The organism is Pseudomonadota bacterium, from assembly GCA_018242545.1.
Classification (GTDB): Bacteria; Pseudomonadota; Alphaproteobacteria; order 16-39-46; family 16-39-46; genus 16-39-46.
Genome location: JAFEBT010000030.1, coordinates 1 through 21,255, shown reverse-complemented (window position 1 = coordinate 21,255; position 21,255 = coordinate 1). Strand labels below are relative to the sequence as shown.

Sequence of the window (21,255 nt, the reverse complement as noted above, 5' to 3'; positions counted from 1 at the left end):
CATAAGCTTAACAATTTTAATAATTATTCCTCATTTCTTATATCGAACTGACGTTCCTTTAATAAAAGTTTTATAAGGTCTTCAACTTTGATGTTGGACTTTAAAGCTTGGTTTTCTTACTAAAAGCTTAAAGAAACCACCTGGCAAAGAAAGAGTCATTTGCGACATGAAACTTTTCATGCTTTCTCAAAGTTTTCCATAAAGGTTATATAACTATTTATCCTCTTGCTTCTAATAAAATTATATGAAACATTATCTTTCATGTGGTTAAAAATTTAATAAAATAAAAAGGAAATCCTCTTATGAAAAAAAATTTTCTTATCCCTCTATCCCTTCTCTTTTGTATCTCTTCTGGAGAAATATTCTCTGCTGATGAGACTAATCTATCCAACACGGTTGTAAAAGATATTTCAACAATGGGAAGTGCAAAACTCTCAGAAGTTAAAACTGAAGAGCTTTCCATTATAGGGCCGCTCAATTTTAAAAAACTTAGTGTTACCCATACAGGAACAATTACAGGCCCTGTAGAAGGAACAGACGGAATATTTGAAAACCTTGTTGTTACCGGTCCGTTAGGATTTGAGAACCTTACTGTTCAAAAAGAGGCTGTCATCACAGGTCCTGTTACAGGAAGTAAAGGTTATTTTGCGGATTTAACGGTTTCTGGACCTTTTAAAGTATCAGAAATTCTTTGTCAAAACTTGACTGTTTCAGGTCCTATTGACGCCACAAAATTAGCCGTTCGCGATAAAACAACTGCAACTGGCAACATGACAGCGAATAACAGCGACTTTGGAGATATGACCATCACGGCAAATAAAATTCTCTTTAATGAGACAACAGCGCGCGATTTGTTAATTAAAAAGAACAGCAGCATTGAAAGCTCATTCTTAGCTTGGTTTGGAGATAATTCAGATGAAAAACCTCAAGAATTAAGACTTACAAATAAAAGTGTTATTGAAGGAGATGTTACGTTCGAATCTGGAAAAGGAAAAATCTATGTTGAAGAAGGATCTCAAATAAAGGGAAAAATTCAAGGCGGAACTGTTCAAAAAAATTAATTTTTATCCCATCGGCATTAAAAAAAGAAGAAGTTTTAACTTCCTGTGGGCTTTAAAAATTGAAAAAAGGTAACGTTCTTTTATCAACCGAGGAGCGTTACCACAACCGCTGCTAAAAGAGCTTTAAAAAATCTCAGATTTATATAAATGTTAAAAATCCTTAAACTACCTTAAAACAATTCTTCGTGTGATCATCCACAAGCCCCACGGCTTGCATATACGCATATATAATTGTTGATCCAACAAAGCTCATGCCCCTCTTTTTCAAGTCTTTTGAGAGCGCATTCGATTCAGACGAAAATGTGGGAATTTGTTGAAGCGTAAGAGGTCGGTTTATTTTAGGTTTTCCATCAACAAACTTCCAAACATAGGCATCGAAAGATCCAAATTCCTGTTGAATTTTTATAAAAACCTGGGCATTTTTTCGTGCTGAAAAAATTTTCAGTCGATTTCGAATAATAGAAGAATCCGTTAAGAGAATTTCCAATTCTTTATCTGTCATGGAAGCAACTTTTTGAGGATCAAAATTCTTAAAAAGTCGACAATAATTTTCACGTCGTTTAAGAATCGTCTCCCATGATAATCCTGCTTGAGCCCCTTCAAGAATAAGCATTTCAAAATGTTTTTGATCATCATGGACAGGAACGCCCCATTCCATATCATGGTAATGAACATAATGGGGTTTATCCACATCAACCCAAGCACACCGGTTCATCATCTTAAAGCCCTTTTATTTTAATTTTTGATATATCTTCTTCTGTTGAAATCTTTGGGAATAAGGCCTCAAAAAAGCTTTTTCTTAAATCATCAATTCCTTTTTTATCCCGTGAGCTTGTTGCAAGAATCTCAGGATAAGCTGCTACATGCCCTTTCAAGCTTCTCGCGACTTGTTCTTTAATCTCTAAAAGATGAGACTTAGAAACTTTATCTGTTTTGGTCAAAATAATCTGATAAGACTGGGCAGCTTTGTCCAAAAGAGACATCATCCATTCATCCAGCGGCTTAAGACCATGCCGGCTATCCACTAAAACAAATACTCTCATTAATGTTGGACGATCATTTAAGTAAGCCTCAACAGTCTCTCCCCAGGCAAGAGCTTTAGAACGTGCCACTTTAGCGTATCCATATCCTGGTAAATCCACCAGATAACAAAGATTATCTAAATTAAAAAAGTTTAAGGCTTGCGTCCGTCCCGGTGTATGGGACATCCGCGCAAGACGAACACGACCACAAAGAGCATTTAAAAGACTAGATTTTCCAACATTTGAGCGTCCAATAAACGCAATTTCAGGAAGATCACCTGTCGGAAGATCACGAACCGACGTCACAGTCTTCTCAAAAGAACAGAGTTTTGTAAAAAGAGTCTGTGGTGTTAATTCTTTTGAAGAAAGAGCTTTAGGAGGTGCTCCGCTTATTTTTATCATTATGAGATGCCTTTTCCTGTCGTCCTTGAGACCCACTGCGATCGAGCTTCATCACAAGAGCTTGTTGACCAATCGTAAGAATATTACTCCAAGCCCAGTAAATGACAAGACCCACGGGAAATTGAGATAAAAGATACGTAAAGAAAATAGGCATGACCATCATTACTTTAGCTTGTGTTGGATCTGCAGGTTGAGGACTCATCCGTTGTTGAAGAATCATCGTTGCCCCCATGATTAATGGCCAAAGCCCGATCATTAAGTAGCTTGGGGGTGTCCAAGGAATAAGCCCAAAGAGATTAAAAAGAGTTGTTGGATCTGGCGCTGAAAGATCATGGATCCATCCAAAGAAAGGAGCATGACGCATTTCAATCGAAATAAAGAGCACTTTATAAAGAGCAAAAAACACTGGAATTTGAACAATAAGTGGTAAGCATCCTGCCATAGGGTTGACGCGGTGTTTTTTATAAAATGCCATAAGCTCTTGATTTTGCTTAATTTTATCGTCTTTATAGCGCGCTTGTAACTTTTCAATTTCAGGTTGAAGTTTCTTCATTCTGCCCATTGCTTTATAGGACTTATTAGCCAAGGGAAAAAATAGGAGTTTAACAAGAACTGTTAAAATTAAAATACTTACGCCAAAATTCTCAGTCCATGTATTGATATATGTCAAAACATAAAATAGAGGCTTTGTGATAAGATAGAACCATCCAAAATCAACAGCTCGATCAAGCTTTGGGACATTCAATGTTTGTTCATAAGCATCCAAAAGCGTGACCACCTTTGCGCCAGCAAAAAGGTGATGGGTAAGCGTCGTTGAATTTCCAGGCTCAAGTGTAACACTCGTCCCAAGAAAATCTGTTTGATAAAAAGGCGTGGTATTTTCACTTTCAGCCGCTTTAAAGTGGGCTTCAAGAGACATAGAAGGGTCAGGAATAAGAGCAGAAAGCCAGTATTTATCAGTTATTCCAATCCACCCTCCGATAGAAGTGTAACTTATATTTTTCTTAGAACGAACGTCTTCATATGAAACTTCATTTAAAGTACCATCTAAAACGCCTAAAGGACCTTCGTAAAGAGCATAATACCCAGAAAGAGGGAGCGTTCCGCCCCGTGATATAAGACCATAAGGATTAAGAACAACAGCCATGCTACTTTTGTTTTCAACACGATCTGTAATCGTAAATAAATATTGCTCATCTACTGAAATAATACGTTCAAAATAGAGACCTTGTCCATTTGTCCATTTTAATATTAAAGGAGCTTCAGGTGTTAAAATAGTTCCTTCAAAAGCCCATGTTGTCTCTGAATTGGGAAGTATTAAATCTTTTAAAGGAGATACCCACCCAAAATCCGCATAATAAAAATCTTTTGTTCCCTCGGGTGAGAATAAAATGATTTCAGGACTTTTTGGATCAACCGTAGTGTGATAACGGACAAGTTTAAGGTCATCGATACGCGCTCCTTTTGGATCAATAGATCCTTGAAGGTAGGGTGTTTTAATTTCAATTCGCGGACGTGAAGCAATAAGCTTTTCACGTGAAACGCTCAAAGATTCTGAAAGAACCTGTGGTTTGGGACGTATATCCTTAAGAGATTCAGAAGCAGTTTGTTCAGACATGCTTGCATTTTGTGCTGTTTTTTGTATTCCTTCAGGATGAGAAGATCCAAAAAAATAATTAAAGCCCCAAAAAATTCCTATCGATAAAATAACTGCAATAATAAGATTTCGATTTTCGTGATTCATGATGTTAACTCATTTTGTTTAAAGTCTAAAATTAAAGTTTTCTAGAAAATTTTCTTTATAAGATTTTTTAAGACTTGGGTGAGGAACAGGATCATAGCCTTCTCCACCCCAGGGATGACATTTTAAAAGCCTTTTAAAAGTTAAAGAAGAACCTTTAAAAATGCCATAAAAAGAAAGAGATTCATAAGCGTACTCTGAACATGAAGGAAAAAATCGACATCTCGGTCCTAAAAAAGGTGAAATGAAAAGTTTATAGGCTTTAAGAAGCCCTTTTAAAATAAGAAAAAGAGGAAAGACCATATGATGTTGGTTTTTTTTAAGACACATATGTCAATGCTTTCCTAAAATCCTTCATTAAAACTTCAAATGGAACCGTTGCTGTCTCATGCCGCGCAATAAGAACATAATCTCCGGGTCGTAAAGATCTTTCTTTTGTAATTAAATCTACAGTAGATCTTAAACGCCGGCGGGCTCTATTCCGAATAATTGCAGATCCAATTTTACGCGTTGCCGTAAATCCAAACCGCACACCTGCCGCTTCAGTTCCTTTCTTTATAGATGCCTGCACGATGAGACTTGGCATAACAGCTTTACGTCCCTCTTTTGCAACTTTTAAAAAGTCAAAACGTTTCTTAAGAGTATGTCGAGAAAAAGCTTTTCGTGAAGGATGAGAAATTATATCAGGAGAAGATTGATGTCGATCCATCATAAACAAAGAACGTTATGCCTTTTACCTTCAAGGGGAATTATGCTGAAAGCCGAAGACGACCTTTTGCCCTACGACGCGCGAGAACTCTCCGCCCATTTGCTGTAGCCATACGGCTTCTAAATCCATGTCGACGTTTCCGAACAAGACGGCTCGGTTGATATGTGCGTTTCACAATAAACCTCTTAAACTTCTTTTACTAACTTTTACTAAAGATAAACTAACATATTCCTCGGATCTTTTAACATTTTTTAAATGTTAAAATCTCTAAGATCTTTCGTGTATATCGGGGACAAGGTCAAAAGTCAATCAATTTAGGAGCGTGTAGGATTAGAAAGCTCAAAACTGCCAGGAGGAGGTGTTATTCCCACCTCCAAATCTTTTAAAACAACAAGTGTGGTTTGTGTTGTTTGATCAATAACTTGCCAGCCTGTTAAGCGAAGAGGATGATCTTTAAGCATAAGAATTATAGCCCCTAATTCAGGTTCAGATTTATTCCTAAGCGTAATTAAAATCTCATCTTCAAGAGAAAATTCAATTTTATCGACAAGAGCTGAATTAAAATCTATTTTTTCACTTAAAATAAAGGCAGCTGGCGTCGACGAAAGGGGGACATAACTTACTTGTTCCAGTTCTGGATCATCATAAGAAATCCAAGCCCCATCAGAAACAAGAATAAGACGTGTGGGAGATGTATAATCAAATCTCATTTTACCGGGACGAGAAACGTAAAGTTGACCAAATCTCAACGTACCATCTGGATCTTCTTGCCGAAAATGGGCAGAAAATGTCGAAAAACTATTAAGATAGGTTTGAACACGTTCAAGTGTTTTTTTGACTGAAAAGGGCGGCCTCTCTGGAAGAAACTCCCCTCCCTTTATGGAAGCTGCCTCAGTCGCAGCATTTGCTGCTTTTAAATCTAAGAATGTTTCTTGATTCTCTTCTTTTGCCTGAAGAGAGCACAAGGATATGCTTAAGCTCAGAATTCCAATACAAAATGTATAAAAAGCGGGGTTCATTCGATCCTCATGGTTTTTTACAGTATAATCTAGATTTAAAAAAAAGCCATCCCAAATTGTTTCTCTCATTTATTATCGCAAGATTTCTCGTTTACCAACATGATTTGCTTGAGAAATAATTCCTTCCGCTTCCATTTGATCAATAAGTCGGGCTGCTCGATTATATCCAATTTGCAAATGCCGCTGAATAAAACTTGTTGAAGCTTTTCCTTCTCTTAATACAAGATCCAGAGCCTTTTGATAAAGCTCGTCTTTCAAAGAATCTTCATTTTCATTTGGATTCATTTCCTCTTCATCACGTGTAATGTCTTCTAGATAAGAAGGCATTCCTTGAGTGCGCAAAAAAGCCACAACCGCTTCAACATCTTCATCTTTTACAAAAGGACCATGAAGGCGCGTAATACGTCCGCCAGCCGCCATGTAAAGCATATCTCCTTGACCTAAAAGTTGTTCTGCTCCTTGCTCTCCTAAAATAGTGCGGCTATCAATTTTAGAAGTGACCTGAAAGCTAATACGTGTTGGAAAATTTGCTTTAATTGTTCCGGTTATAACATCAACAGAGGGACGTTGCGTAGCCATAATAATATGGATCCCTGCTGCTCTTGCCATTTGAGCAAGACGTTGAATTGTTGATTCAATTTCTTTTCCAGCAACCAACATTAAATCTGCCATTTCATCAACGACAACAACGATATAAGGAAGCGGCGTTAAATCTAAAGGTTGATCTTCAAAAAGTGGCTCTCCAGTTTCTGTATCAAATCCAATTTGAACACGACGTGTTAAAATTTCTCCTTTTTCTTGTGCTGAAGAAACACGTGCATTATATCCATCAATATTTCTAACGCCTAATTTTGACATAGCACGATACCGATCTTCCATTTCACGAACTGTCCACTTTAAGGCCACAACCGCTTTTTTTGGATCCGTGACAACAGGCGCAAGAAGATGTGGAATTCCTTCATAAATAGATAATTCCAACATTTTAGGATCAATCATAATAAACTTACACTTATCAGGTGGTAATCGATATAATAAAGATAAAATCATTGTGTTGATTGCGACTGATTTACCAGAACCTGTCGTTCCGGCAACAAGAAGATGGGGCATACGTGCTAAGTCAACAATAACAGAACTCCCCCCAATATCTTTTCCTAAAGCAAGAGCTAAAGGAGCCGCGCTTCGTTCAAAAACACTACTTTCAACAAGTTCTCGTAAATAAACTGTTTCTCTGTGGTCATTCGGAAGCTCAATTCCCAAAGCATTTTGTCCAGGTATCACAGAAACACGCGTTGAAACCGCACTCATTGAACGGGCGATATCATCCGCAAGCCCAATAATACGAGATGACTTAATCCCTGGAGCCGGTATTAATTCATAAAGTGTTACAACAGGACCAGGACGAACTTTTCCAATATCACCTCGAATACCAAATTCTTCTAAAACGGACTCTAATTCTCGGGCACGTTCTTCAAGATCCTCAGGAGTTAATTGAATTTTCTTTTCTTGTTTTTTATCTTTTTCTGTTAAAAGATCAAGGGGGGGCAAATCATAAGATCCCTCTTTTTTAAGCTCAAGAAAATGAGACGCCACTTCTTCGTCCTTTTTCTTTTTAGAAAAAGATAAAATTTGTTTTTCTTCTTCTTTTTCTTCCGCAAAAGAAGATTCTTTATCCTCTTTAAAAGGAACTTCTAAACGTTTTAGATTAAAAAAAGACTTTTTTAAAAGATCATTTTCTTCCTTTTTAAAGGAGTTTTTATGTTTTGGCGTTTGAAAAAATTGAACAAACTTAGAAAACAGCTGAATTCCTTTTAAGATTTTTACCTTAATAAAAGAAAAACCAGAGGCCCAAGAATGATAAGAGATTCCATAACTCAGGTAGTAAAAAAAAAGCCCAAGAAAAAAATAAAAAGCCCCTAACACAAAATAAGGCGGCATAAGTTCAATTTTTAGCATGCCTTGATGGGTTGCCTTAATAAGAAGCATTCCAAAAGCCCCTTCAAAAGGACTGGAAGGGAAATAAGAAAGAGAAATATTTGAAAGAAGAAATCCTGCAAAAGCAGCAGAAAAACAGAGAAGAGCTATAAAAAGAAAAATAAGATTTTTCCAAATTCGAAAAAAAGGCCTAAAAAATAATTGTATCGCCCATACAATTCCTACGGGCAAATACATATAAATACCTATTCCAAACGTTTGAAATAAAAAATCTGAGACCAAAGCTCCCCACACACCACCCCAATTGTGTATTTGAGCAGAAACTGCTGTGTTATATGAAGGATCAAGAGAATCAAAACTTACAAAAGAAAGAGCTAAGAATAATGTGCTTCCTAAGAGAATTAATCCTAGAAAATCTCGCTGAAAATGCACCCATTCTTTGAGAAGGGTTTCAGGAAAAATTTTTGATAATAGGTCCACTTTTTTTCCTAAACATTATGCTTGGTGGAGCCACGGGGAATCGAACCCCGGACCTCTACAATGCCATTGTAGCGCTCTCCCATCTGAGCTATGACCCCTTGATTCTTTTGAGAAATACTCTAGATTTTGCCTGAGACGCAAGAAAAAAAAGAAGGAGGGGGATTTAACGAACATGTTCTCTTTAAAAATATACAAAATATTTGAAAAATACCACAAAACAATGTTTTTTTTCATTTTGAAATTTACAAGTTACAGATTGTTTAAAAAGCATTTTTACTCTTTTTTAAAGATCCTCTTATAAATTATTTTTTAATATTTTTTAAGGCTTTTCGAGAATTTTTCAAAAAAAAGTTGACCTTTTATCAATCCTCTTGTAAGGAAGGAGGATCTCAAGTTTTTTTAAAAGGATAACACCATGGCAAGACGATGTGCTATAACGGGAAAAAGTGTGATGACTGGAAATAATGTAAGTCACGCCAACAATAAAACAAGACGCCGTTTTTTACCAAATTTACAAGAAACATCTTTTTTAAGTGATGTGTTGGGAAGACTTATTCGTCTACGCGTTTCAGTAAATGGAATTCGTTCTGTTGAGCATGCAGGCGGTATTGATGCTTTCTTGACAAAAGCGCGTAAACAAGACCTCTCAAAAGATGCTCTTGATTTTAAACGTAAAATAGAAAAGAAAAAAATTTCTTAATTTATTGAATTTTTTTCTTTGGTCTTTAAACCCGCTTCGGCGGGTTTTTTGTTAAATTATAAGCGGATTTTTAAATGAATAGAACGCTTTACCCTCAATTTTCTTTTGATATACAAGAGCAAGACTTAAATTCACGTGCACGGTTGGGACTTATCTCAACACCCCATGGAGCTATAGAGACCCCAAATTTCATTTTTTGTGCAACGAAGGGTGCCATGAAAGCCCTTCGGATGGATATGGTAAAAGAAACAGAGGCCCAAATCATTCTTTCTAATACCTATCATTTAATGTTAAATCCAGGTGCTGATCTTGTCGAAAAAATGGGAGGGCTTCATACTTTTATGAATTGGAACGGTCCTCTTTTTACCGACTCAGGAGGATTTCAGATTTTTAGCCTTGGACATGGCTCTATTGCTTCCGAGATTAAAGGGAATAGAATGCAAAAATCTTCCCGTTCGCTGCTTAAGATCACGGAACACGGAGCAACGTTTAAATCATATTTAGATGGCCGTCAGCATCTTCTTACACCCGAAAAATCCATTGAGGTCCAAGTAAAACTTGGTGCAGATCTCATTGTTGTTTTAGATGAATGCACACCTTTTCATGTGGACAAAGCTTATACGGAACGTTCTATGGAAATGAGTCATCGTTGGGCCCTAAGGTCTCTCGAAGAATTTAAGAAGCGCTCTAAAGAAACACAGGCTCTTTACGGAATTATTCAAGGCGGTGTGTATGAAGATTTACGAAAGATAAGTACAGAATTTGTGAATGAACATCCTTTTTTTGGACATGCGATTGGAGGATCTTTAGGTGCTTCAAAACATCAAATGTCCGACGTCATTGGAATGACTGCACCTCTCCTTACCCGGGATCGGCCTATTCATCTTCTTGGAATAGGAGGTATTTCTGATATTTTTGAGGGTGTCTCTTTAGGAATTGATACGTTTGACTGTGTTCATCCAACCCGCTTGGCACGTCATGGAGGTGCACTCGTTCAACCTCACCTTCTTCCTGAAACTAAAAACGCGTCCTCTCGAGAGCATCTTAATCTAAGAAATTCCCTTTATAAAGAAGATCCGAATCCTATTGATTTGAGCTGCCCATGTTATACATGTCAAAACCTTTCACGGGCGTATCTCCACTATCTTCTTAAAGCTAAAGAAATTGTGGTTTTAGAACTTTTAACGCTTCATAATATAACCTTTATGGTAAGACTTATGAAAGCCATTCGAGAGGGAATCAAACAAAAAAATCTTCCAGACCTTCGAAAAGAATGGTGCTCTTAAGGGAAAAGACTTTAAAAATCACGTCACTTGAGACAAAAAGATGCGTTGTGAGACACGCGCCAGTCTTTCTTTTTAAAACAATTGCAATTAGTATAAGGCCTGTCTTTTGTGACTTAAAATGCAAAAAGTGCCAATTAAAAGTCATGAGACATACCGAATAATTATTTTATCATATGTTATAGCAACGCATTGGCTTTTTGAACAAACGAATAAAAGATTATAAAAGCATTTAAAAAATTCTTAAATGTCCCATTATACTTAAGAGAAAAAGGACAAGAAAGATGATCGCTAAAACTTTAGAAATTTGAGCAAAAACACCAGACAAACCCCTAAATCCTAAAAAACCGGAAATAATAGATAAGATAAAGAAAATGATCACATAATGTAACATAAGATCCTCCTTCCTTTCTAAAGATAAGATAACCTTCTTATTACAGAATAGCTCTTTTAATTTTTTTCGACAACTCCTCTTAATTCATGAGAAAATGACCAAGATTCAATCTTCAATAATTCAGAAAAAATTAAATTAACGCTTTTATACTAAACTCGGACTTTTCTATAAAGCTTTCAGCTGACGTGATTCTATCATAATTAATTTAAGTGATGTCTCTCGAAAGCTTTTTTAGCTGATTTGATTCTTTTGTATATATTTAGGATTGAAGCAGTAAAGAACAATTTCAAATTACATATGATCCCAAAGAATATTCAACAGCCGCTTCACACTGGAGATGCACTGGATTTAAAATGGGGAGGATAGATATGTCATCGTTAATAACAAGAGGATATTCTGTACATCCAAGAACCACTGCATCCAAATCTTTGTATTTTTCAATAAGGCTTTTAAAATAATTTTTCTGAGAGTTTGTCATATAATTTTTCATAAGATCTTCATGAATGTCGGCTATTTCTTGGCGTTCTTGCGTATTTGGGATCGTTACTTTAAGCCCTTGATCTTCTAGTATTTTTTCAAAAAATCCATCTTCCATGGTAAATTTTGTGGCAAGTAAGAGAATGTGTTTATATCCTTTTTCTTTTGATTTTTTTGCAACCAATTCTATGGCATGTATAAGAGGAATTGTCGTTCGGAGTTTATGTTTAATCATCTCATAATATTTATGAAGACTGTTGCAGCAAATTAAAATGCAATCAGGCTCAAGCTTGATAAGCTCCTCAAGCTCTTGTTGAAGTAATTGTGCAATCCTTGCATGATCTTTACCATAACTACTCATAATATCATGATAATCGATACTCTTCAGCAAAATATTAGCGCTATGATATCCCCCTAAACGTTGATGAACTTTTTCGTTTAGAAACTTATAATAATCAAGGGTAGAAGACCAACCTGTTCCACCTAGTAACCCAATTGTTTTCATTATATGTTGTTCTCCATGATATATTTTTGTGTGATCAGAAAAACTATAAAACACCCTCGCCTTTTCCTCATTAGTAAGGGCTTTCGAGCAATTAATAACCTAGAAAATCTTTAAGACATTTACCATTCAAATGATGGAATTAAATTCTCTTATATATTTTTTCAGAATTTCAGAGAAGAGATTTTACGGCAAAGACAACTTTGAAAGCTTTTTATTCTTTATAATGGATTTAATTTTTTAGGGATCACACAAACAATTTATCTTAATTCTTGAAAATTGTTTGAAAAGATGCATATGAAATATATTCTTAACATCTCGATTTAATGCTTCACAAAATGTCTCTATGTTCCATAGATCTCAATGGTTTCAAAAAAATTATATGACTCTAAAAATTGGTTTATTCTTATTTAATGACGTTGAAGTTTTAGATTTTTCTGGACCTTTTGAGGTTTTTTCTACAGCATCACGGCTTTGTTTATGTGAAGGAAAATCTGCCCCCTTTCAGATTGTAACTTTTTCTGCGAATAAACCTTTTATTACAACACATGGAGGATTAAAAATTATTCCAAACTATGTCTTTGAAAATCTACCTTCTTTAGACATTCTCATTATTCCAGGCGACGTTATGACAGAACCTTTAAGTCAACCTGAAGTTCTTTCATTCCTTAGGGAAAGAGCTTCTCAGGTTAAAATTTTGGCCAGTGTTTGTACAGGAGTTTTTATGTTGGCTGAAGCGGGTCTTTTAAATGGTAAATCTGTTACAACTCATTGGGAAAATCTTGATGATCTGAGAAAATACCCAAACCTAAAAGTTCTAGAAAATGTAAAATTTGTAGAAGAAAAAGGCCTTATCACAAGTTCTGGTATTTCAGCAGGCATTGAAATGAGCCTCCATTTAGTTAAAAAACTTATATCTTTTGCACTTGTTCAAAAAACAGCGCGTCAAATGGAATATGGATGGATATAGAAAATTTTATGTACTTTGTTTTTATTATACCATCCATTTTAAGTCCTTAGAATAAATTTACAATATTTTTATGATTATTTTCAGGTTTTTCATAACCTATTAAGCTTTATAAGCCAAAATATAATTCTGCTCACACATTACTGCAGAGTCATTACTTTCTTTGGTTTTAAAAAATTCTTTAATGTCTATTTTAAGCTGTTCATAATCTTCTTTTCTAATTAAATTTGTGCCTATAAACTTATCTTCTAATTCATCGAGACGAGCAATCATAAGTTTTTTTATATCATCTGTTGTTTTATAGTTTCTTTTATAGAATATTATTTTAGAGAAAAGATCTGATTTCTCACATATTTGTTTTAATTTTCTGCCCACATTGTAATCAAACCCCTTACACTTTCCGTACTTAATAATCATGTCATAGTATTTTGAAAGAGCAAAATGGGGGCTTTCTTCTTTAATTGATTCCATTGTAGATTCTTGTAAAGAAAGCCTTCCCCCTTTCTTTAAGAGATCTGCCATCTTTTTAATTGTTTTTTGACAATCATGAACGTGCATAAGTAAAAATCTTGAATAAACAATATCAGCTTTTTTATATTGATGAATAGAAAGATTATTAATATCTCCTTGTATAAACTGAACATTCTTAAAACCTGCAGAGTCAATTCGACCTTTCGTAATTTTAAGTTGGTCTTCATTGACATCTAACGCATATACCAGCCCTTCTCTACCTACAACACGAGCGAGAGACTCAGTCACAGCTCCACTTCCACATCCTATATCCCAAACAACCATTCCGGTAGCTAATTCGCACTTTTTAAGTTGGTCAAAAGACTCCTTCTTCAAGACTTTGTTTTGCAAATCTAAATTACAAGCCCCTTGTTGTCCGGTAGCTAAAATATAAGTTGTATTCATTTTTTCTTGAGTTTTCAAAAAGTTATTTTTCATAAAAAAATATACTGATTTGTTTTAATTCTTATTCTTGAGATTTAAAATACTTCCTTTTCAAGTCCCGTGAGTTGATTAAAAAGCTTATCAAGTTCTTCATAATTTTCAAAGTGAAGGACAACACTCCCCTTCCCGGTTTCATCGATATAAATATTATTCTTAAGCCCAAAAAGATCGCTTAAATGATTTTCAAGTGAAGCCATTTCTGGATTTTGAGAAGAATGATCAGAATTGAGCAATGAAGAAGGTGTTTGTGTCTTCTTTTGAAAGCGTTCTTTAGAAGCTTTTTCTGAAAGTTGATCCTTCCCTTTAATTTTTTGAATAAGCGCTTCTGTTTCCCTTACAGAAAGTTTTTTGGATAAAATTTTATGAGCAAGATGTTCAATATTATCAACCGTTAAAAGAGCACGCACATGCCCTGCTGTCAGATCACCTTGATTGACCATTTCTTTTACAGATAAAGGTAAAGCGTTTAATCGCAGCATATTCGCAATATGGCTTCGGCTCTTTCCTATGAGGGATGATAATTCTTCTTGAGTATATCCTCCTTCATCAATTAAACGTTTGTATCCTTCTGCTTCTTCGATTGGTGTTAAATCTTCCCGTTGAATATTTTCAATAAGCGCAATTCGAAGCGCTTCTTGATCTAAAAATTCTTGAAGAACAACTGGAATAAATGTAAGTCCCGCCTTTTGAGCTGCACGCCAACGTCGTTCACCTGCGACAATTTCGTATTGAGGCAATGGATGCTCAGAACTTTTCGGTTTTTGCCGGACAACAATCGGTTGAAGAACACCATGGGTTCGAATAGATTGTGCTAAAGCTTCTATAGCTTGATCATCAAAATGCTTCCGAGGCTGAAAAGGTCCTGGTCTGATTTGAGCAACTGGAAGTGTTTGTAAAGGAACTTTAAGATTCTGCAAACTTTCTGAATTTTGTGCTGTCGGTTGGGAAAAACTACTTGGAATTGAAGCTTGTTTTATAGAATTCTCAAAAAGTGAAGATAACCCACGCCCTAATCCCGCTTTCTTTATTCCTTTTGTATCCATTAATTTTCCTTTCTTTATTTTTGTCGCGCTAAAAGTTCACTCGCTAAGTTCATATAAGCGATAGATCCTGGGCATTTAACATCATAAATTAAGACAGGCTTCCCAAAGGATGGCGCTTCAGAAACCCGAACGTTTCGCGGTATAATGGTTTTGAAAACATGATCCGGAAGATGATTTTGAACTTCATAAGCAACCTGTGCAGATAAAGTATTTCGTTTATCATACATCGTAAGGACGATGCCTTCAATTTGAAGAAGAGGATTAATTGTTGTGCGAATTCGTTGAATCGTTTTAAGAAGATGAGCAAGTCCTTCTAAAGAATAAAATTCACATTGTAATGGTATTAAAATACTATCACTTGCTGCCAATGCATTTAACGTAAGAAGGCTTAAAGAAGGAGGACAATCAATCAGAACATAATCAAAAGCATTTTTAATTTTCTGAAGCCCATTTTTTAAATGGTTTTCACGGTCGTCCACATTTACAAGTTCAATTTCAGCTCCAGCAAGGTGTTCTGAAGCAGGTAAAATATAAAGACCAGGAATCTGAGTTGCACGTAAACACTCTTTAGAATCTTCAAGTTCCTCAATAAATTCGTAAGTTCCTGGAGTTCTATCCTTCAGAGAGATTCCAAAACCGGTACTAGCATTTCCTTGGGGATCTAAATCAATTAAAAGAACATTTTTTTGCACTGCAGCTAAAGCTGTCGCAAGATTCATTGCTGTTGTTGTTTTACCAACGCCACCTTTTTGATTCGCTAAAGAGATTACTTTTGTCATCGGTCTTTCTTTTTTAACTTTAAAAATATTTCTTTTTGATCTTCTTTTTGTTTTACATTATTTTGAGTCTTCACGAAAGTCTTTTTTATTTTGTTATATTCTTACAGTTTTATTTTTTTATTTGCAGATGCTTTAAAAGCAAAATCATTCCTTCTTCACTGGTCATACTTTTATGAAATTCAACTTCTACCTTCCACTCTTTTTCTAAGGATAAAATTTCTTCTCGAGCATTTTTTCCTTTTGGTAAAATTAGATATGTTTTTTTCCCAATAAAAGGAAAAAGCAGAGGGATTAATTTTGATAAAGGGGCCAATGCACGTGCTGTTATAAGTTCAGTATGCCAAGGTGTCAATTTTTCAATTCTATCATTTATCACCTGAGCATTTAAAGACATCTCTTGAATAACTTCTTTTAAAAACTCAGCTTTTTTTCCACGTGATTCTATAAGTGTAAATTTAATTTTGGGATTTAAGATAGAAAGAATAATTCCAGGAAATCCACCGCCACTTCCAAAGTCGATTCCTAACTTTGTTTCACGTGAAACAAATTTCGTTAATTGGGCTGAATCGATCACATGACGTACCCATAAATCATCCTGGGAATTTCGTGAAATTAAATTTATCTCCGTTTGTCTTTTTTGGAGCTTATCAATAAAAAATGAAAATCCATCGACTGTTTCACGTGAAACATTTAAAAGATCCCAAAATGTTTTATAGTTCTCATAGGGATTCATTAAGCATTCATTGCTCTAAAAAATTCTGCATTATTTTTAGAAGTTCTTAATTTCTCAATTAAAAATTCCATACCATCCACGGTGCCCATTGGAGAAAGAACACGTCGCAAAACCCACATTTTAGAAAGCTCAGACTTATCGACCAAAAGTTCCTCTTTTCGTGTCCCTGATTTCGTAATATCCAAAGCTGGGAAAATACGCTTGTCTGAAAGTTTACGATCAAGAACAATTTCAGAGTTTCCAGTTCCCTTAAATTCTTCAAAAATGACCTCATCCATACGAGAACCAGTTTCGACGAGGGCTGTTGCAATAATTGTAAGAGAGCCACCTTCTTCTACATTTCGAGCAGCACCAAAAAAACGTTTAGGTTTTTGAAGTGCATTTGCATCTACACCACCTGTTAAAACTTTTCCAGAAGAAGGAACAACAGTATTATAGGCACGTGCCAGACGGGTTATTGAATCGAGGAGAATCACGACATCTTTTTTACACTCAACAAGCCTTTTTGCTTTTTCAATAACCATTTCAGCAACTTGAACGTGACGGGCTGCAGGTTCATCAAATGTTGAGCTTATGACTTCTCCCTTAACAGAACGTGCCATGTCAGTATGTTCTTCTGGTCTTTCATCTATTTGAAGAACAATCAAAACGATTTCAGGGTGATTGACAGCTATTGCATGGGCAATATTTTGAAGCATAACTGTTTTACCCGTCCGAGGAGGTGCAACAATTAGAGCACGTTGGCCTTTTCCGAGGGGGGCAATAAGATCAATAACACGCAATGTGAAATCTTTTCCAACTGTATGATCAATTTCAAGTTTAAGAGGCTCTTGGGGGTAAAGAGGCGTTAAATTATCAAAATTAATTCTATTTTTAAGACGATCAGGCGTTTCAAAATTTATTTTGTTTAAAGAAAGAAGTGAAAAATATCGTTCACCTTCTTTTGGCGCACGGATTTCCCCATCGACAACATCTCCTGTTCTTAAACCATACTTCCGAACTTGACTTGGAGAAACATAAATATCATCAGGACCAGGTAAATAACTGGCTTGAGAAGATCTAAGAAAACCAAATCCATCTCCAAGGATTTCAATAACACCTTGGCCATAAATTGGTGTTCCTGTATCTGCAAGTTGTTTTAAAATAGCATACATTAAATCTTGAGTTCGCATGCTTGAAGGATTTTCAATATTTAAATTTTCGGCATACGTTAACAGGTCGATAGGAGACTTAGATTTCAATTCTTGTAAATTCATTAGAGATCCTAAGAGAATGAAGGGAAATTATATAAATAGAAATGCTTTGGAAACTTTAGAGAAAATCCAACGATTTCTATGAAGGAAAAAGGAAAGATCTTCAACATTATAAGATTCGAGAAATTAAATTTTAGATTCTTAAACATATAATGGTGAAGGTGCTGAAAGGACTGAAATCTACATATTTAGGACTATGTATTTATCCCATAGCTATTTTATTTTTAGAATGCCGTTTTATAAAAATCAAGAAAAAAATTTAAAATCGTTTAAATATTGCGATAAAAACAATGATGATAAACAAAACAGAAGGGATTTCATTTAAAAATTTATATGTCTTCGCAGCAAAGGGAGAATAATTTTTAGAAAGAGATCGATACCATTGAATGCAAAAAAAATGAAATAGAGATAAAAAAAGGACGCATATAAATTTTATATAAAAAAAAGGGTTTGAGGAAGCGGCAACGCCAGGTGTACAAAAAAGAAAAATCCCAAAGGTATAAGTAAGAATAATTGAGGGATTCATAATAATTTTTAAAAGTCGTCTTTCCATCGTTGAAAATACTGAACAAAATGTAGGATTTGAAAAATTAGAAACATGATAATAAAAAAGACGTGGTAAATAAAATAATCCTGCCATCCAACATGTAAAAAAAATAATGTGAAGTGATTTGAAAAGAAGATAATTATTTTTTAAAAAATCAGCCATAAAAAGTATCTTTCATGTTGAAATCATAAGATTATTTCTATTTAAAAACAAAATTTGAGCACGCACAAGAGAAACCTTTCTGAGGGAAATTACCTTGAGATATTTTTTCTAATATGAGGTTTTTAAGGCTTTTTATAAACGTTGGATGACATGAAACAGTTGGAATTCGAATATAAAAAGGAAGATTTAAAGAAAGGCTAAGGTTTTTATACTCATAATCAAGCTCTACAAGAGTTTCGGAATGTTCAGAAACAAAGCTTATAGGGATAACAATAACACCTTTTTTTTCAACAGCAGCTTTATGAAGTTCTTCCTCAAGGGAAGGTTGAAGCCAGGTAAGGGGGCCAACTTTACTTTGATAACATAGTTTATATGAAAAAAGTGATTTTGGAAAAGATTTTTTAATTTTAGTTGTTAAATCAGAAACTGTAAGGAGAAGCTGGTTGGGATAAGGATCTCCTTTTTTGACAATTGAAAGAGGCAAACCATGTGCAACAAATAAAATACGGGCAGGTATTTTATTCAAGAAAAATTTTTTCAAAGTATTTTTAGAAAGATCAAAAATTGCATTAATAAATCCTGGAAGGTTTGGATAACAGCAAACAACTGTTGTAGGTTTGTTTGTTTTTTTTAAAAATTTTAAAGCTTCTTTTAAAGAAGAGGCTGTCGTTGTCGTTGAAAATTGAGGGTATAAAGGAAGGAGTAAAATTTCATCCGGATTAAATTGAGAAAGCTCTTTAAAAGTTTCCTTAAAAAAAGGATGCCAATAGCGCATAGATACAAGTACTTTAAAATTATTTTTGCTTTTTAATTTTTCGTCATTTTGAAGCAAGTTTTGAAGATGATTGGCTTGCATTAACGTATTTTCTAAAAGAGGAGACTTTCCACCAAGAATTTTATAATTCTTTATCGCCTCTTTTTTTCGAAAGGTTGAAAGAAGAAAAGCCAAAGGATAACGAATCAATTTTGGAAAATTTAAAATTGCAGGATCCTTAAAAAGATTAAATAAAAAAGGCTTAACAGAAAAAAGAGAGTCTGGGCCTCCAAGATTAAAAAGCACAACGGCAATTTTTTTCAATCTTTACATCCTTTCTGAGTGAATAAAGTTAACTAGTTTTAAAACAAGTTCAGGATCTGTTTCTGGTAAAAGACCTTGTGATACATTAAAAATATATGATTTTCCCTTAAAAGTTTGAAGAAGCTTTTCGGCTTCTTTGAAGAGAAAAGAAGAGGGTTTTATCAAAAGAGTTGGATCTAAATTTCCTTGAAAAACTGCAGGAAAATTAGAAATATTCTCTAAAAGAAAAGACTGATCAAAACTAAATGCATCAAGGCTTGTCTGTGTTATAAGCTTTGCTCCATAGCCACCAAGCCCCCGTCCATAGCCAATGACAGGGACCTGCGGAAACTCTTTTCGAATGATGTCACGAATAATCTTGAGTGGCTTATAAAACCAATCTTTCATACAGGATTCTGGAATGTGACCTGCCCAACTATCAAAAATTTGGATAGCTTCCGCACCAGCCTTAATCTGATTGAGAGCGTATTGACCCGTAATAAACGCCAATGTTTCTAAAAATTTTTGAAAAGAAAGAGGATCTTCGTAAGCTTTAGACTTAATAATATGAAGATCTCGCGTCAAGGTATTTTCAATCATGTAAGCCGCAACTGTAAACGGCCCGCCAACAAAACCAAGACATGTTACAGATTCAGAAAGGGATGATTTTAAAAGGCTTAGAGATTCGAAGACAGGCTCTAAGTGCCGTAAAATTTGAGGAAGATCATAGGAATCTGAGAGATCTTTCCATACAAATGGAGAAAGAAAAGGGCCTGTTTTTTCTTTAAAAACAACAGATTGTCCCAGTGCATAGGGAAGAATTAAAATATCAGAAAAAAGAATTGCAACATCTAGAGAAAAGCGGCGTAAAGGTTGAAGAGAAGCCTCTAAAGTTGCTTTGGGTGCAAGACAAAACTTTATAAAATCTGGAAAATTTTTTCGCAATTCTCGATATTCAGGTAAATACCGTCCTGCTTGACGCATAAACCAGATGGGAGGAGATGAAGTATTTTTAGAGAATACATTTAAAAATGGTTTTGAGGAGGGTATAAACATAAAAGTCTCTCTTAATCTTTCTATCTATAATATAAAAGAAGATAGTTATAGATGTAGAGAAAAATTTTTATGGGGACAACTTAAAAATTTACTGATTTATCAATTAGAAATTTTAAAAAAGAAAGAGGATAACTCTGCTGAAAATGATCTTATTAAAGAGAATGTATTTTGAAAGTTTCCTCTTTTAAGAAAAGAAGATAAAGTATTAACGTGTTATAAAACTTTTATCCCCAAGTGTGTTGTTTATTATCTAGATCAGCAAAGGAGCCAAGATTTGAAAATCATTGGAGTTACGGGGCCCATTGCATCTGGAAAAACCACGCTTTCAAAGAGACTTTCTAAACTTATAAAGTATCCTTTTTGGTCGGCGGATACATGCGTTCATGAGCTTATGATGCATGATGCGCCTATTCGACAAAAAATACATTCTCTTTTCCCGATAGCTTTTACCAAAGAAAATGACATTGATAAGAATGTATTGAGAGCCTGTGTCCTAAACGACTTAGAGAATCTAAAAAAACTAGAAAAGATCCTTCATCCTGCCGTTGAGAAGAGCTGCCGTTCTTTTCTTCAACGCGCTCGAAAGAATAAGCTTCCTGGCGTTATTTTAGAAATTCCACTTTTATTTGAGACGAGGTTTGAAAAAGAAGTAGATATTATTATTTTAATTGAATCTCTGCCTTCATACCAAAAAAAAAGAATTCTAAAGAGATCCAAGATGACCTATGAAGAAGCTAAAATCTTTGAAGATCGGTTAATCCCACTTTCTGAAAAAAGGAAAAAGGCAGATATCATTATTAGAAATGGATTTTTTATATATTGGTCCTTGTTTAAAATTCTTCTGGGGATTTTAAGGCTTTCTAAAAAGAAGTTGTAAAATATATAGTATTTTAATGATTCTACCTTAATGAGTATTATATTTTCCAAAAAAATAAAAAAAGAACAAAAAGCATATTGACTTATAGGGGTATTCTTTTAGACT

The 21,255-nt window shown here is 34.8% G+C and carries 24 protein-coding genes and 1 tRNA gene; 6 read left to right on the top strand and 19 right to left on the bottom strand.

From position 1 onward, the window contains the following. The first annotated feature begins 302 nt into the window (after positions 1 to 302). Entirely contained in the window at positions 303 to 1,061 is a 759-nt protein-coding gene (locus JSS34_05060) for a hypothetical protein (protein ID MBS0185693.1), read from the top strand. A gap of 160 nt (positions 1,062 to 1,221) precedes the next feature. Here the strand turns inward: JSS34_05060 and JSS34_05055 are convergent, their stop codons facing one another. From JSS34_05055 to JSS34_05015, 9 genes are all read right to left on the bottom strand, one after another. Then, on the bottom strand, positions 1,222 to 1,776 hold the full coding sequence (locus JSS34_05055) for a DNA-3-methyladenine glycosylase I (protein MBS0185692.1): 555 nt from the start codon (positions 1,774 to 1,776) through the stop codon (positions 1,222 to 1,224). A 4-nt stretch (positions 1,777 to 1,780) separates the two neighbouring features. Then, on the bottom strand, positions 1,781 to 2,485 hold the full coding sequence (locus tag JSS34_05050; GenBank protein MBS0185691.1) for a YihA family ribosome biogenesis GTP-binding protein: 705 nt from the start codon (positions 2,483 to 2,485) through the stop codon (positions 1,781 to 1,783). Next, positions 2,457 to 4,229, bottom strand: a complete 1,773-nt coding sequence (gene yidC / locus JSS34_05045; GenBank protein ID MBS0185690.1) for a membrane protein insertase YidC — start codon at positions 4,227 to 4,229, stop codon at positions 2,457 to 2,459. The genes JSS34_05050 and yidC overlap by 29 nt, the downstream gene beginning before the upstream one ends. 18 nt (positions 4,230 to 4,247) lie before the next feature. Next, a complete protein-coding gene (yidD, locus tag JSS34_05040) occupies positions 4,248 to 4,529 on the bottom strand; it encodes a membrane protein insertion efficiency factor YidD (GenBank protein MBS0185689.1) in 282 nt (93 codons plus the stop codon). Positions 4,530 to 4,545: 16 nt separating this feature from the next. Then, the gene (rnpA, locus tag JSS34_05035) at positions 4,546 to 4,935 is read right to left on the bottom strand and encodes a ribonuclease P protein component (GenBank protein ID MBS0185688.1); all 390 of its coding nucleotides are present in this window, start codon (positions 4,933 to 4,935) and stop codon (positions 4,546 to 4,548) included. 40 nt (positions 4,936 to 4,975) lie between these two features. After that, a complete protein-coding gene (gene rpmH, locus JSS34_05030) occupies positions 4,976 to 5,110 on the bottom strand; it encodes a 50S ribosomal protein L34 (protein MBS0185687.1) in 135 nt (44 codons plus the stop codon). A gap of 139 nt (positions 5,111 to 5,249) precedes the next feature. After that, positions 5,250 to 6,023, bottom strand: coding sequence for an outer membrane lipoprotein carrier protein LolA (locus JSS34_05025; protein MBS0185686.1), 774 nt, complete (start codon positions 6,021 to 6,023; stop codon positions 5,250 to 5,252). A 3-nt stretch (positions 6,024 to 6,026) separates the two neighbouring features. Continuing rightward, on the bottom strand, positions 6,027 to 8,318 hold the full coding sequence (locus tag JSS34_05020; protein MBS0185685.1) for a DNA translocase FtsK 4TM domain-containing protein: 2,292 nt from the start codon (positions 8,316 to 8,318) through the stop codon (positions 6,027 to 6,029). Between the two features lie 70 nt (positions 8,319 to 8,388). Beyond that, positions 8,389 to 8,464: transfer RNA gene (locus JSS34_05015), tRNA-Ala, on the bottom strand. A 317-nt stretch (positions 8,465 to 8,781) separates the two neighbouring features. On the opposite strand from JSS34_05015, the gene rpmB reads away from it, so the two are divergent. Next, the gene (gene rpmB / locus JSS34_05010) at positions 8,782 to 9,066 is read left to right on the top strand and encodes a 50S ribosomal protein L28 (GenBank protein ID MBS0185684.1); all 285 of its coding nucleotides are present in this window, start codon (positions 8,782 to 8,784) and stop codon (positions 9,064 to 9,066) included. Positions 9,067 to 9,140: 74 nt separating this feature from the next. Continuing rightward, a complete protein-coding gene (gene tgt, locus JSS34_05005) occupies positions 9,141 to 10,352 on the top strand; it encodes a tRNA guanosine(34) transglycosylase Tgt (protein MBS0185683.1) in 1,212 nt (403 codons plus the stop codon). Between the two features lie 229 nt (positions 10,353 to 10,581). On the opposite strand, the gene JSS34_05000 is transcribed toward tgt, so the two are convergent. Then, the gene (locus JSS34_05000; protein ID MBS0185682.1) at positions 10,582 to 10,743 is read right to left on the bottom strand and encodes a DUF1328 domain-containing protein; all 162 of its coding nucleotides are present in this window, start codon (positions 10,741 to 10,743) and stop codon (positions 10,582 to 10,584) included. A 286-nt stretch (positions 10,744 to 11,029) separates the two neighbouring features. Next, positions 11,030 to 11,725, bottom strand: a complete 696-nt coding sequence (locus JSS34_04995; protein MBS0185681.1) for an amino acid racemase — start codon at positions 11,723 to 11,725, stop codon at positions 11,030 to 11,032. Between the two features lie 379 nt (positions 11,726 to 12,104). On the opposite strand from JSS34_04995, the gene JSS34_04990 reads away from it, so the two are divergent. Further along, positions 12,105 to 12,692 (top strand): DJ-1/PfpI family protein, encoded by a 588-nt coding sequence (locus JSS34_04990; GenBank protein MBS0185680.1) that lies wholly within the window; start codon positions 12,105 to 12,107, stop codon positions 12,690 to 12,692. Positions 12,693 to 12,791: 99 nt separating this feature from the next. Here JSS34_04990 and JSS34_04985 read toward each other — a convergent pair whose 3' ends face one another. From JSS34_04985 to JSS34_04950, 8 genes are all read right to left on the bottom strand, one after another. Further along, positions 12,792 to 13,637 carry a class I SAM-dependent methyltransferase gene (locus tag JSS34_04985; protein ID MBS0185679.1) on the bottom strand — a complete coding sequence of 282 codons (846 nt, stop codon included), beginning with the start codon at positions 13,635 to 13,637 and terminating at the stop codon, positions 12,792 to 12,794. Between the two features lie 41 nt (positions 13,638 to 13,678). Continuing rightward, positions 13,679 to 14,686 carry a ParB/RepB/Spo0J family partition protein gene (locus tag JSS34_04980; protein ID MBS0185678.1) on the bottom strand — a complete coding sequence of 336 codons (1,008 nt, stop codon included), beginning with the start codon at positions 14,684 to 14,686 and terminating at the stop codon, positions 13,679 to 13,681. Between the two features lie 14 nt (positions 14,687 to 14,700). Next, a complete protein-coding gene (locus tag JSS34_04975; GenBank protein MBS0185677.1) occupies positions 14,701 to 15,465 on the bottom strand; it encodes a ParA family protein in 765 nt (254 codons plus the stop codon). A gap of 109 nt (positions 15,466 to 15,574) precedes the next feature. After that, the gene (rsmG, locus tag JSS34_04970) at positions 15,575 to 16,198 is read right to left on the bottom strand and encodes a 16S rRNA (guanine(527)-N(7))-methyltransferase RsmG (protein MBS0185676.1); all 624 of its coding nucleotides are present in this window, start codon (positions 16,196 to 16,198) and stop codon (positions 15,575 to 15,577) included. After that, complete coding sequence (gene rho, locus JSS34_04965; protein MBS0185675.1) at positions 16,198 to 17,454, bottom strand: transcription termination factor Rho; 1,257 nt, start codon at positions 17,452 to 17,454, stop codon at positions 16,198 to 16,200. Before rho ends, rsmG begins: the two co-directional genes overlap by 1 nt. A gap of 256 nt (positions 17,455 to 17,710) precedes the next feature. Then, on the bottom strand, positions 17,711 to 18,160 hold the full coding sequence (locus JSS34_04960; GenBank protein ID MBS0185674.1) for a CopD family protein: 450 nt from the start codon (positions 18,158 to 18,160) through the stop codon (positions 17,711 to 17,713). A 37-nt stretch (positions 18,161 to 18,197) separates the two neighbouring features. Next, positions 18,198 to 19,238 carry a ferrochelatase gene (gene hemH / locus JSS34_04955; GenBank protein MBS0185673.1) on the bottom strand — a complete coding sequence of 347 codons (1,041 nt, stop codon included), beginning with the start codon at positions 19,236 to 19,238 and terminating at the stop codon, positions 18,198 to 18,200. Positions 19,239 to 19,241: 3 nt separating this feature from the next. Beyond that, complete coding sequence (locus JSS34_04950) at positions 19,242 to 20,273, bottom strand: uroporphyrinogen decarboxylase (GenBank protein MBS0185672.1); 1,032 nt, start codon at positions 20,271 to 20,273, stop codon at positions 19,242 to 19,244. Here JSS34_04950 and JSS34_04945 point away from each other — a divergent pair. Both JSS34_04945 and coaE read left to right on the top strand, forming a co-directional pair. Continuing rightward, positions 20,209 to 20,445, top strand: a complete 237-nt coding sequence (locus JSS34_04945) for a hypothetical protein (GenBank protein ID MBS0185671.1) — start codon at positions 20,209 to 20,211, stop codon at positions 20,443 to 20,445. The genes JSS34_04950 and JSS34_04945 overlap by 65 nt on opposite strands. A 102-nt stretch (positions 20,446 to 20,547) precedes the next feature. Further along, complete coding sequence (coaE, locus tag JSS34_04940; GenBank protein MBS0185670.1) at positions 20,548 to 21,150, top strand: dephospho-CoA kinase; 603 nt, start codon at positions 20,548 to 20,550, stop codon at positions 21,148 to 21,150. The last annotated feature ends 105 nt before the right edge of the window (positions 21,151 to 21,255 follow it).